This window comes from Mycobacterium toneyamaense, from assembly GCF_055384815.1.
Genome location: NZ_AP040333.1, coordinates 5548075 through 5560654, shown reverse-complemented (window position 1 = coordinate 5560654; position 12580 = coordinate 5548075). Strand labels below are relative to the sequence as shown.

11 protein-coding genes are annotated in these 12580 nt (G+C 65.4%); 8 read left to right on the top strand and 3 right to left on the bottom strand.

Annotated features, from left to right (window positions below):
* Nucleotides 1–9 precede the first annotated feature (9 nt).
* The 5 genes from ACZ5IQ_RS26905 to ACZ5IQ_RS26885 all read left to right on the top strand — a co-directional run bounded on the left by ACZ5IQ_RS26905 (nt 10) and on the right by ACZ5IQ_RS26885 (nt 4672).
* On the top strand, nt 10–720 hold the full coding sequence (locus tag ACZ5IQ_RS26905; RefSeq protein WP_212807389.1) for an MBL fold metallo-hydrolase: 711 nt from the start codon (nt 10–12) through the stop codon (nt 718–720).
* A gap of 147 nt (nt 721–867) precedes the next feature.
* Nucleotides 868–1152, top strand: coding sequence for a type VII secretion target (locus tag ACZ5IQ_RS26900; protein ID WP_212807388.1), 285 nt, complete (start codon nt 868–870; stop codon nt 1150–1152).
* Nucleotides 1153–1155: 3 nt separating this feature from the next.
* Nucleotides 1156–2550: a WXG100 family type VII secretion target gene (locus tag ACZ5IQ_RS26895; RefSeq protein WP_371824496.1), complete on the top strand. Its 1395-nt coding sequence runs from the start codon at nt 1156–1158 to the stop codon at nt 2548–2550.
* A gap of 8 nt (nt 2551–2558) precedes the next feature.
* Nucleotides 2559–3314, top strand: coding sequence for a hypothetical protein (locus ACZ5IQ_RS26890; RefSeq protein WP_212807386.1), 756 nt, complete (start codon nt 2559–2561; stop codon nt 3312–3314).
* A 32-nt stretch (nt 3315–3346) separates the two neighbouring features.
* Entirely contained in the window at nt 3347–4672 is a 1326-nt protein-coding gene (locus tag ACZ5IQ_RS26885) for a hypothetical protein (RefSeq protein WP_212807385.1), read from the top strand.
* Between the two features lie 51 nt (nt 4673–4723).
* Here the strand turns inward: ACZ5IQ_RS26885 and ACZ5IQ_RS26880 are convergent, their stop codons facing one another.
* The 3 genes from ACZ5IQ_RS26880 to ACZ5IQ_RS26870 are packed head-to-tail and all read right to left on the bottom strand — an operon-like array spanning nt 4724 to nt 7343.
* Nucleotides 4724–5509 (bottom strand): GntR family transcriptional regulator, encoded by a 786-nt coding sequence (locus ACZ5IQ_RS26880; RefSeq protein WP_212807384.1) that lies wholly within the window; start codon nt 5507–5509, stop codon nt 4724–4726.
* A 24-nt stretch (nt 5510–5533) separates the two neighbouring features.
* Nucleotides 5534–6310, bottom strand: a complete 777-nt coding sequence (fabG, locus tag ACZ5IQ_RS26875) for a 3-oxoacyl-ACP reductase FabG (RefSeq protein WP_212807383.1) — start codon at nt 6308–6310, stop codon at nt 5534–5536.
* A gap of 16 nt (nt 6311–6326) precedes the next feature.
* On the bottom strand, nt 6327–7343 hold the full coding sequence (locus ACZ5IQ_RS26870) for a phosphotransferase enzyme family protein (RefSeq protein WP_212807382.1): 1017 nt from the start codon (nt 7341–7343) through the stop codon (nt 6327–6329).
* 343 nt (nt 7344–7686) lie between these two features.
* On the opposite strand from ACZ5IQ_RS26870, the gene ACZ5IQ_RS26865 reads away from it, so the two are divergent.
* The 3 genes from ACZ5IQ_RS26865 to ACZ5IQ_RS26855 all read left to right on the top strand — a co-directional run bounded on the left by ACZ5IQ_RS26865 (nt 7687) and on the right by ACZ5IQ_RS26855 (nt 12550).
* The gene (locus ACZ5IQ_RS26865; RefSeq protein ID WP_212807381.1) at nt 7687–9267 is read left to right on the top strand and encodes an APC family permease; all 1581 of its coding nucleotides are present in this window, start codon (nt 7687–7689) and stop codon (nt 9265–9267) included.
* Nucleotides 9268–9344: 77 nt separating this feature from the next.
* Nucleotides 9345–10670 (top strand): aspartate aminotransferase family protein, encoded by a 1326-nt coding sequence (locus tag ACZ5IQ_RS26860; protein WP_464480515.1) that lies wholly within the window; start codon nt 9345–9347, stop codon nt 10668–10670.
* On the top strand, nt 10667–12550 hold the full coding sequence (locus tag ACZ5IQ_RS26855; RefSeq protein ID WP_064857866.1) for a propionyl-CoA synthetase: 1884 nt from the start codon (nt 10667–10669) through the stop codon (nt 12548–12550). Before ACZ5IQ_RS26860 ends, ACZ5IQ_RS26855 begins: the two co-directional genes overlap by 4 nt.
* Nucleotides 12551–12580: the final 30 nt, after the last annotated feature.

Below are 12580 nucleotides of genomic sequence, written 5' to 3'. Positions count from 1 at the left end.
CGTGGGGACATGGCCGAACTGCTCGCGCTGACCCCGTTGTTGTACCGACTGCGGATCCCTGGCGAGCGGGCCCATCTGCTCAACTGCTATCTGCGGCTCGACCCCGACGGTGTGACGCTCGTCGATACCGGCTGGCCCGACAGCGCCGCACTGGTCGCCGACGCCCTCACCGCACTCGGCCGGGAGCCCGCCGATGTGAAACGTATTGTGCTGACGCACTTTCACGAGGACCACTGCGGCGCCGCCGCGGAGATCGCCGGCTGGTCCGGTGCCGAAGTGATTGCCGGGGAGCTGGATTCGTCGTACATCACGGGTGCCGCCGACGGGCCGGTACCGGTCCTCACCGATGCCGAGCGGACGCTGCGGCCGGACTTCGACGCCGCACCGCACGGCCCGGCCTGCCCTGTCGACCGCACGGTGGCCGATGGTGACATCCTCGACTTCGCCGGCGGCGCCCGCGTCATCGCCGTCCCGGGTCACACGCCGGGCAGTATCGCGCTGTACCTGTCGGACGACGATGCCGTGCTCACCGGCGACGCCGTCGCGGAGGTGAACGGTCAAGTGGCCGTGGGTGTCTTCAACACCGACCGGCCCGCCGCGGTCCGGGCCGCCGGCATCATCGCGGCGACCGGCGCCCGCATCGCCGGGTTCGGCCACGGTGAGGCGATCGTCGGCGATGCCGCGGCCCGCATCGCCGCGGCCGTCGACCTGTTCGGGTGAATCCGCGGCCAGCAGGCCATCTACTCAACGGGCGCTGCGGATCGGTCAAGTCTCGGCATCCAGTAAAGATCGGTCAATTCTGATTTTGCTGACGGTTCGCCCTCGCGGTGCGCGATATCCTCGAACGCGAGGGTGGGGAGGATCCGAATGCTGGTTGACCCTGAGATTTTGCGGGCGTTCGCAGATCAAGTTGGTATCGCATCCAATGCGATCCGTGCCGCGGACATGGGGAGCAAGGCGAGTAGCGCCGGAGATGGGCTACCTGGTTCCACTACGCAATGGGCCTGCCGCGTTGTCGGAGCCCATATCGCCGCCGAGGCTGAGAAGATCGCAAGCAGCATCACGCGTATGGGGGCGGCGGTTCGCGGGGCCGGCGACAAGTACGAGGTGACCGACAGCGACCTCGCCGGGGCGTTCAAAGGGCTGTTCTGACCGATGTTGCCGTCGAGACCCCGGTTGGAGAAATGGTCGCCAGATTCCCTCGTCTCGGCGGGGAGTGCACTGGGAAAGAGCGGCGACGATATCGCGTCAGCCGTTCGATCTCTCGACGACCAGATCAGGCGGATGCCTGAGGCGAGCGCATGGTCGGGCTCCGCACATGACGCAGCGACCGCGATGTTCGGCCGGGCGACGAGAGCCGCTGATGATTTCGCGAAGTACACGAGCTCGGTGAAATCGGCACTCGCCAAGGGCGCGTCAGATATTGGCAATGCAAGGGCCGCGCTCATCAACAAAGCCGACGCGATCGATCGGACCGAACTTCACGTCAGCGATCAGTGGGTAGTGCTGATCAAACCAGCCGAGATGTCAGAGGAGAAGGCCGCCGCGCTCCAGCGTCAAGCGGAAGTGGAGCAGGTAGAAGTCAACCGGCTGCTGGTGGCCGTCGGTGGCGCCGATAGTGGTACGGCAGCTGCGGTGCAGGCTGCTGCGAAGAATTTTGGCTTCGCGTTGCCTGCGCCGAGTGACATCGGCTTGGGGTTCCCGACGACCGGGCCGGTGCAACCGGCGGACGAGGTTCCAAACCCGCTCACCATGGACGGATTGATGCAGCAAGGCATCGTCCGTGGCGAAGATATGGCGACTATCAGAATTGCCACGACCGAATCGATTGACAAGGACGGAAATCACGTCACCACGTTGACAATGGCGGACGGCGGCAAGAAGGTCATCACGACGTATGACTTCAATAATACGAAGAAGATGGAACATGTGGGGTCGAATTGGTTCGACAAGAACGGCAATTTGCTTTGTCACACGGCGTCCTGGGTTGACCCTGGAACAAAGGTGAAATACACCCAGATGGATTTCGGGAACAACGGTGCATTCTTCCTCGCCACCGAGACCCCGGACGGACACCAAACAGCGGGTTGGACAATGCCGGATGGGCGGCACGGAGCGTTGCCGCCCGACAATCCGTTCTTTACCAGCGACGCGCCGACGGTGGTCGGCGGGGCACTCACAGGCCTCGATGCACACGTGGGCCGAGGCGGCAGCCTGCCGGGGCTGACCCCGGACTCCGTCAAGGACATCGGTAAGGCTGCCAGATACGGCGGGCCAGCTCTGGGACTATTGACAACAATGTATAAGTTTGCCGCTGCGCCGACTCCGCATGAGGCCTGTGTCGCAGGCATCTCTGGGGTTTTCGGGGTTGGCGGTGATTACGCCGGAGGCTGGGGCGGTGCAAAGCTCGGTGCCGTAGTCGGTGCGCCGTTTGGGCCCGAGGTGGCGGCGTTTACAGTGCCAGTGTTTGCGGTCGGGGGTGCGTTCGGCGGGGGCAAGGGAATGGAGTGGATAGGAAATCAGGTTGGTGGTGCATTTTGCCCGAAATAGAATTACAGATGCCCGAGCACTGGAAAAATCCAAGAGTGGCCGCGAATTTTTCTATCTCGGTTTTTGCGGTTCTCGTTGCGCTTTGCCTCATCTGGGTTCTCTATCTACTTGGCCGTCGTGACTATCTAACTTCTGTATTCGCTGTCGGACTACTACTGTGTTTCCTGTTTCTGCTTGTTTTGGCACTACAGGTTCGGCTGGGTCGCGTTGTTCCTCAGGCAACCAGTGAAGCCGACGGCACATATTTCCGTCCACCACACGCAAAGACCCGGTTCCTGGAGCTATCGATTGTCAGCGCGATAGTTAGTGGAATTTCTTTTGTTTGCTACGTTCCTAGCGGGCGGCTCGCAATCGGAATCGGTGGGGCCAGGCAAATCTATTACCCCATTATTGTTGCCGGAATGGTGTGTTGGTTTGCCTACCTTCTCCTGCGCGGTAGGTCGAACGGCTGGGGATATCTGAAACTGTCGCCGGAAGGGTTTGAGGTCTCAAACTCCGTAACCACGACCGCCAGTGGAGCGTGGGATGACGTGGTGGATGTCATTGACCAGGCGCCCAAGGGCAAGGCCGTGAGCTGTCCGGCGGTGATGGTGATGACAGATGGTGAAACGCAGACCATCAACAGCTTGCCTACCTACCAGGCGAATGGAGCTGCGCTCTACTGGGCTATCCGGCATTACTGGCTGTATCCGGAGAACCGCGGTGAGCTCGCCAATGGCCGGGCGATCGAACGGTTGCGGGCGCAGGACTTCGAGGTCGAATGATCCGTCGAGGCGGGCTTCGCAAATGGTGGCTGGTGGCTGGTGCGCTGGCTTTGGCTGCTGCGGTGGTGGCTGCCGTGATCGTCGTCCAGCGACCGGTCGACGGCAGGCCACAGTCTGCGCCACCGCTGGCCACCGCAGAGCAGTTGGGGTTGCCCAACCAGTTGTTGCTGTCTCAGTCGATGCGGAAGCAACCGGTGTTCGGCTGGCACGTGACGGCAGCCGAGCTGGGGCTACCGGCAGATTCGATGATCCATCCGGCCGGCAATGTGGGGGACCGTGGATTCTTTCTCGGTGCCTCGAGCGACGGGTGGCGAGTTGTCGGGGTCAACGTGGCGGATGGTCACCGGCTGTTCGCTCCGGTTCGGCTGGGCCCCAACGCACGCGCGGCCAGTACTCGCTGTTTCGTGAATGGGCCGGCGATGTTGTTGTGCGTATGGGAGGCTTCGGGACAGCCGCGGCGGGCGTGGGTCGTCAACACCGAGACTGGGGCCGTGATGTTCGACGGCCCGACTGAACTACGAGCATACGGATCAGGTCCCGAACCACGCTTGAGCCAGGTAGGTGACTACGTGGTTGCCGCGGTGCCGGACAGTGGTGTTCATGGGGTCGGCCCGCATGCCGAGCTCACATGGTTTGTCCCGGGCGATGGTCTGCTCGGGGATTCTGCGGGAGCCAATTCGGACCTTCAGCCGATGAAGTTTGCGTCGCAAGGTGTTTTCAGGGCGCCGGACATCGTTTTCTCGGTTGTCGACGGCGTCTCGGTGAAGCCTTCAGCGGGGCGTGACGCATCAGTCGGGGGTGCCATCGTCTACGCCGGTGGGTTCGGGTTCAGCTATCACGATCAAGACGGCTCGGAACGCGTTGCGCTGCTTGATGAATCCGGCCGGTTATCGGCGCAGATAGCCGGAGGCCTTGTGAATACCTCGCCCGACGTGCCGATCGTGGAGGACGAGTCGCAGCTTCGAGTCGTCACGATGAGTGGGCGGCAACTGCTCGAAATCCCCAAGCCGACGTTACGGCTATACGCACGGCTCATTGGTACGACCCTGTACGTCGCCTCCGACAAGCGGCTTCGAAGTTGGCAGCAATTCGACCTGCGAACGGGCGCCAAGGGAAAGGCCTGCGATGCCGAAGGCCTGTCCACCAGCTACATCGGCTCTGATGGCGCGATCGCCATCCTGACGGGCGAGCCGTCACCGGTCGCCTATGGCATGGATATGGCGACATGTGAAACCGCGTGGGCCATGCCAGGCACAAGCTCCCCAGACGTGACTGTGCGGGAAGTATGGAGGGTCAACACCACGCTGCTGGGTCGCGGCGCGAACGACTTGTTTTCACTTGTGTCGCAGCCTAAATGAGCTGGAGCTAGTGGAAATCCCTGGGCATTCTCGGCGCGCTCGGTGGGACAGCTAGGCCGTGACGGTGAGCTCGACGCGGCCGTCGGTGCCGAGGGTCTCGCGCTCGGCCAGCGCGGAGGTCTTGGCGACGAGCCGGACCCGGTCGGCGCGGAACAGATCCTCGGAGTATTCGAACGGCCGCCCGCCCGCATCCGAGGCGACACGCGTCATCGCCAGCAGGGGAGTGCGCGTCGGGATTTCGAGCCAGGACGCTTCACGGGGATTGGCGCTGACGACCTCGATGCTCTCGACCGAGGTGACCGGCCGCAGGTCGTAGCGGACGGCCAAGATGTCGTAGAGCGACCCGCCGAGAGGTTGCTCGAGCAGGTCCGGAACGAGGTCGGCGGGGAAGTGCGCGCAGTCGACCGACAGCGGGAAGCCGTCGGCATAGCGCAGGCGCTGGATGACGACGAGTTCGGTGTCGGGCTCGATGCCCAGGCGTTGCGCCTCGATGGCCGTGGCGCCGCGCAGGGCCGTCGACAGCACCCGGCTGCGGGTCGTGGAATGACCGCCCTGCTTCAGCCGATTCGGCAGGCCCGACAGCTCGGCGACGTTGCGTTCCACGAGCACGGTCTTGATGAACGTGCCGCCCGCACGGCCGCTGCGCCGCTCCAGGATGCCGGCGCGGCTCAGCGGAACCAGGGCACTGCGCAGCGTCGCCCGCGAGACGGAGAACTGCTCGGCCATCTCGCGTTCGGAACCGAGACGGTCACCGGGACGGAGCGTTCCGGCGTCGAGCATGCTGACGATGCGGCGCCGCACATCCTCGGCTACCGGGCCACCCTCGGACTCGTCCATGTCGTTCACCGTACCGACCTGGTATCACCCGGCGACGGCGTCCAGGGATTCCGGCAGGATTTGCCCGCCGTCGACGACGATGGACTGGCCGGTGAGGTAACGGGCCTCGTCGCTGGCGAGGAACGCGGCGACGTGGCCGATGTCTTCGGGAGTGCCCAGCGTCCCGGCGGGGATGGAGCGGGCCATGCCGGCGATGTAGTCCTCGCCCATCTCCTGCAGACCCTCGGTGAGGATGTTGCCGGGCAGGATGGCGTTGACGGTGATGCGCTTGGGCGCGAGTTCGATTGCCGCGGTGCGCATGAAGCCCAGCTGTGCGGCCTTGGATGCGCCGTAGTGCGACCAGCCGGGGAAGCCCGTCACCGGACCGGTGATCGACGAGGTGAGGATGACACGGCCGGCGCCGCTGCGGGTGAGCGCCTCGAGACAGGCCTGCACGCTGTAGACGGTGCCCTTGACGTTGACGTCGAGCACGGTGGCGAGATCGTCGGGTGTCATGGTGGCCAGCGGTGCCTCGGGGAAGATGCCGGCGTTGGCGCACAGCACGTCGATGCCGCCGAAGGCGTCGACGGCAGCCTCGGCCATCGCGTGGCAGGACCGGGGATCGGCCACGTCGACCGCGACCCCGATGATCTTGCCGGACCCGAGCCCGTCCAGGCCGGAGACGGCGGTGTCGAGGTCGTGCAGTGAGCGGGCCGCCACGGCGACATTGGCGCCCGCGGTGGCGAAGACCGCGGCGATGCCGTAGCCGATGCCCTTGGTGGCGCCGGTGACGATGACGTTCTTGTTGGTGAGATCGAACATGGTGCGCGGTGTCCTGTCAGTGGGAGAGAGTGGGAGCGGTCGCGGGCACATCAACCCGGAACCACGATGGGTCGGTTAGGTAGGACTGCGCCAATTGTGCTGTGCCGGAGGCGTATCGGTGCCCGAGGGTCTGTGCCGGTCCGGATTCGGGATGGCTGCCGATCCAGGCTGTGAGCATCAGGCGGCGCAGCATGACGAAGGTGGGGATCTCGGCGAGGTCGGCGGCGGGGATGTCGCGGACGGTGCGGTAGCCGGCGAGCCATTCGTCGATGATGCGGGCGGCGTCCGGGGTGTCCTCGACGAACGACACCACCGCACCCAGGTCGGCGAGGTACCACGACCAGCCGCAGTCGTCGAAGTCGATGACGGTGATCTTGCCCTTGTGCACCATCAGGTTCGACATCCGCAGGTCGGCGTGGACCAGCCCGAAGCGGTCGGGGCCCATGCCGTAGTCGGTGAGGCGTTCGATGACCTTGCGCTCGGCCTCCTCGATGACGGCGGCATCGCCGGCCGACAGGGCCGGCGCGTCCCGCCAGTCACCCCACCGGCCGGCGGCGCCGAGCATGGTGTCGAGGTCCCACCGGAAGCGTGTGAAAGCCTCCGGTCGCTGCCAGCGCTGGACGTGGTCGTGCAGCGTCGCCGTGATCGCGCCCAACTCGCTGAAGCTGATGTCCGAGGCGTCGTCCTCGGCGATGGTGCCTTCCACGAACGTGAACAGGTCGACGAGACAGCTCTGGTCGCCGATGCGGGCCTCCACCACCCGGCGTCCGTCGGGGGCGGGAATCACCTGCGGTGTCGTGATCGCGGAGTCGCGGCGCAGGCTCTCCATCCAGTCGAGTTCGGATTCGATGGCGGCCAGCGAGTGGTAGCCGGGCCGGTGCACGCGCAGGACCTGGCGTTCGGTCCCCGATTCCACCAGGAAGGTGCCGTTCTCCGAGTAGCTCAGCAGCGTCACGGTTGCCGAATCGAGCCCATAGTGCGGGAGCGCAGCGCGCGCGAAGCGTTCGTAGTCGGTGGCGGCCATGTCGCTCATTGTGGCTCTCCTGAACTGGCGGTATGGGCACGGTCACTATTTGGTCTGGTCAGTTGTAGCGCACTTTGGCTCGAAAGTGAACCAAAACCGAAAATTGGTAACGACGGCTTTACGGGCCGGAAATATGGCGCGATTTTGGCAGGGCGCACAGGAAGTGTGCAGGTAGTTCGGGTATTGACCACGTCGGGGCGGTCTGGTACCAATAGCCCTGTGCCGATGGCGTGGGGGTCCATTGGTCCATCGGATTAGCTGAAGTGCCGCTCGACAGAGCAGACCAAATAAACCCAAAACCGGCCAGCGTGGCCCGGACCCATCTCCCATCAGATCGGATCGGTCAGCACCCATGAGTGAAATCGACGACCACCCACGAACCGCCCCGCTGACACCGGCACCGCCCGACAGCGGCCCCGGCGTGCAGCGCCTCAAACCCAACGCCGTCGGCTTGATCGGCGTGCTGTTCATGGCGGTGGCCACCGCCGCCCCGATCACCGCGATGGTCGGCAACGTCCCGATCGCCGTCGGGTCCGGTAACGGCGCCGCCGCTCCTGCCGGGTACCTCATCGCCACCATCGTGCTGGGCCTCTTCGCTGTCGGATATGCGGCGATGTCGAAGCACATCACCGCCACCGGTGCGTTCTACGGCTACATCTCGCACGGACTCGGGCGGGTGCTCGGTCTGTCGGCCGGTTTCCTGACGGTCCTGGCGTACGTGGTTTTCGAGGCGTCCCTGGTCGGCATTTTCTCGTTCTTCTCACGGGATCTGTTCGCCTCACTGTTCAACGTGCATCTGCCGTGGCTGCTGTTCGCCGTGGTGATGATCGTCGCCAATGCGGTACTCACCTACTTCGATGTCAACTTGGCCGCGAAAGTGCTTGGCGGACTGCTGATCACCGAGATTGTGATGTTGACGCTGATGGCGGGTTCGGTGGTCGTCAGCGGCGGTGGCCCGGAAGGCTGGTCGCTGTCATCTCTCAACCCGATCAACGGGCTGAAGGGGCTCGACGCCGTCGTCCCAAACGTCAGCGGCGCGGGCACCATGGCCGTGGCAGGCTCCGCCGGGATCGGCTTGTTCTTCGCCTTCTGGTCCTGGGTGGGATTCGAGTCCAGCGCCATGTACGGCGAAGAGTCCAAGAACCCCAAGAAGATCATCCCCGTTGCGATCATGTCGTCGGTGCTCGGCATCGGGGCGTTCTACATCGTGGTGTCGTGGCTGGCGATCGTGGGCACCGGACCCAGCAAATCCATTGCGCTGGCGCAGGATACGAACACCGCCGGGGAGATCTTCTTCACCCCGGTGCGTGAGCACCTCGGTGGCTGGGCCGTGACCATGTTCCAGATCCTGCTCACCACCGGCTCGTACGCGTGCGGCATGGCCTTCCACAACTGCGCTGCCCGCTACATCTACGCGCTCGGCCGGGAAGACATCCTCCCCGGAACCGCGAAAACCATTGGCCGTACCCACCACATCCACGGATCCCCGCACTTCGCGGGCTTCGTGCAGACGGCCATCACCCTGGTGATCGTGCTGTGGTTCGCGGTCTCCGGTCGCGATCCCTACAGCGGGCTCTACGGCCTTGCCGCGCTGCTGGGCACATCCGCCATTCTCATCGTGCAGGCGATGGCGGCGTTCTCGGTGGTCTCGTACTTCCATGTGCGCAAGCAACATCCGGAGACCACGCACTGGTTCCGCACCTTGGTCGCCCCCGGGCTCGGCGGCATCGGCATGCTGTACGTCATCTACCTGCTGATCAAGAACGCCTCGTTCGCGGCGGGTACGGCCAAGGACGACATCGTCTTCGATTCGATTCCCTGGGTCGTCGGTGGCACCGCGATCGCCGGAATCGTTGTCGCCCTGGTACTTCGGGCCCGGTCCCCGCAGCGCTACGACCGATTGGGGCGCGTCGTGCTCGACGAAGAACGTTGACGCCGTAGGCGTCATCCAGCATCCGCCGTCACCTCGTCACACCGCGCCGATCGCTTTCTACCGCAAGGACAACGAACATGGCTTTCTCCACAATCATGGACTCCAACAGCTACACCGGAGGGGAAGATCTCGACCCCACCACCGATGCCATGGTCGAGAAGCGGCGATCGACGCTGGGTCCGTCCTATCGGCTCTTCTACAACCGGCCCGTCCACCTGGTCAAAGGCTCGGGCGCCCATCTCTATGACGCCGACGGCAACAAGTACCTCGACGCCTACAACAACGTGGCCAGCGTCGGGCACTGCAACCCGCGGGTCATCGAGGCCGTCACCCGGCAGATGTCGGAGCTCAACACCCACACCCGGTACCTGCACGGCGGCATCCTCGACTACTCCGAGAAGCTGCTGGCCACGTTCCCGGCGGAGATCTCGTCGATCATGTACACCTGCACGGGATCCGAGGCCAACGACCTGGCCGTCCGGGTCGCCGAACAGTACAGCGGCGGCACCGGGGTCATCGTCACCGAGGAGGCGTACCACGGCAACAGTGCGCTGATCTCGGCGATGTCGCCGTCGCTGGGCGTCGGTGTGCCACTGGGCGCCAACGTGCGCACGGTGCCGGCGCCGGACTCGTACCGCATCGACCCGGCGGTGCTGGGCCAGTGGTTCGCCGACCAGGTCAGCGCCGCGATCGCCGATCTGGAGCGGCACGGCCACAAGTTCAGCGCGCTGCTGCTGGATTCGATCTTCTCCTCCGACGGCATCTACGTCGATCCATCGGTGCTGGCGCCCGCTGTCGAGGTCGTCCACCGCGCCGGCGGCGTGTTCATCGCCGACGAGGTGCAGCCGGGCTTCTCGCGGACCGGCGAGGCGATGTGGGGTTTCCAGCGGCACGGCGTGGTGCCCGACCTGGTGACGATGGGCAAGCCCATGGGCAACGGCATTCCTGTCGCGGCGATGGCCGCCCGCCCGGAGATTCTCGACGCCTTCGCACAGGAGACGCCCTACTTCAACACCTTTGGCGGCAACCCCGTCTCGATGGCCGCGGCGCAGGCCGTCCTCGACGTCATCCAGGGCGACGGGCTGGCCGCGCACGCCGTCGAGGTCGGTGACCAACTGCGCGCCGAACTGCGCGCGCTGGCGAAGGACTACCCGTTCGTCGGCGACGTCCGCGGCGCGGGCCTGTACACCGGCGTCGAGATCGTCGCCGACCCCGACACCAAGGAACACGACAGGGGCACAGCGCAGCGCATCGTCGACATGATGCGCGATAACCGCGTTCTGATCTCTGTGTGCGGCGGACATGGCAACATCCTCAAAGTGCGACCCCCTCTGGTGTTCTCGATGTCGGACCTCGACTGGTTCATGACGGTGTTCTCTGCCGTCGTCAAGGAGCTCGCGTGAGTGCTTATCGTGAGGCGTTCGAGGCTGCCGCCGAGCGGCCCGACGACTTCTGGCTGACGGCCGCGCAGGCCATCGACTGGACCGTCGCGCCGACCCGCGCGCTCGACGACTCGGCGGCGCCGCACTACCGCTGGTTCCCCGACGGGCAGCTCAACACCTGCTACAACGCCCTCGACCGGCACGTCGAGGCCGGCAACGGCGACCGCACCGCGCTGATCTACGACTCGGCGATGGTCGGCGTGCAGCAGTCCTTCACGTATGCCGACCTGCTCGACCGCGTGGCGCGCTTCGCCGGAGTGCTTGCCGCACAAGGCGTCACCAAGGGCGACCGCGTCGTGATCTACATGCCGATGATCCCCGAAGCCGTCGTCGCGATGCTCGCGTGCGCCCGCATCGGCGCCGTGCATTCGGTGGTCTTCGGCGGGTTCGCCGCCAACGAACTCGCCGCGCGCATCGACGATGCGCAGCCGGTGGCCCTGCTCACGGCCTCCGGTGGTCTGGAACCGGGACGCACCGTCGAATACCTGCCCGTCGTCGCCAAGGCGCTGACACTGACCGACGCCGCGCCGGCCACGGTGATCGTCAAGAACCGCGGGGAGATCGCGGGCGAGGCCACCGACTACCCGGGCTACCTCGACTGGGACGAGCTGGTGGCCGGCGCCGAGCCAGTAGCTCCGGTGCCGGTGGCCGCCACCGACCCGCTCTACATCCTCTACACCTCCGGGACGACCGGCCGGCCCAAGGGCGTCGTGCGCGACAACGGTGGGCACGCCGTCGCGCTGGCCTGGTCGATGAAGAACGTCTACGACATCAGCGCGGGCCAGGTGATGTGGACCGCCTCGGACATCGGGTGGGTCGTCGGCAGCTCGTACATCGTGTACGGGCCGCTGATCGCCGGCGCCACCACGGTGCTCTACGAAGGCAAGCCCGTCGGCACCCCCGACGCCGGCGCGTTCTGGCGGGTCATCGAACAGCACGGGGTGGAGGCGCTGTTCACCGCGCCGACCGCGCTGCGCGCCATCCGCAAAGCCGATCCCGACGCGTCGATGCTTGCCGGACATGACATTTCGACGCTGCGCACACTGTTCGTCGCCGGGGAACGGCTGGACCCCGACACCTACGAATGGGCATCGGAGAAGTTGCACTGCCCCGTCGTCGACCACTGGTGGCAGACCGAAACCGGCTGGGCCATCTGCGCGAACCTGCGCGGCCTCGAACCCATGCCCATCAAAGCCGGCTCACCGACCGTCCCGGTACCGGGCTACCGCGTCAGCATCGTCGATGCGTCGGGTAATCCGGTCGCGCCCGGCGTCGAAGGCAACATCGTCATCAAACTGCCGTTGCCGCCGGGCACCCTCGCCGGGCTGTGGCAGAACGACAAGGGCTTCGTGCAGTCGTACCTGTCGGCGTTCCCGGGCTACTACTTGACGGGTGACTTCGGCTACGTCGACGACGACGGCTACCTGACCGTGCTGGGCCGCACCGACGACGTCATCAACGTTGCGGGCCACCGGCTTTCGACCGGAAGCATCGAAGCCGTCATCGCCGGCCACCGGGCTGTCGCGGAGTGCGCCGTCATCGGCATCCACGACGACCTCAAAGGGCAGCGGCCCAGCGGTTATGTCGTGCTGAAGGCCGGTGCGGACGTCGACGGCGCGGTGCTGCAACAGGAACTCGCGGCGATGGTGCGGGACCAGATCGGCGCTGTCGCCACTTTCCGCGACGTCACGGTCGTGGGCGCGCTGCCCAAGACCCGGTCGGGGAAGATTCTGCGAAAGACCATGCGGCAGATCGCCGAAGGCACCGACTACGTCGTGCCGTCGACCATCGAGGACAGCTCGGTGATCGATGCGCTGATACCGGTGCTGCGGCCCAGCTAGCTTCGCGCCGCGACCGGTAAGTTGGCGGCA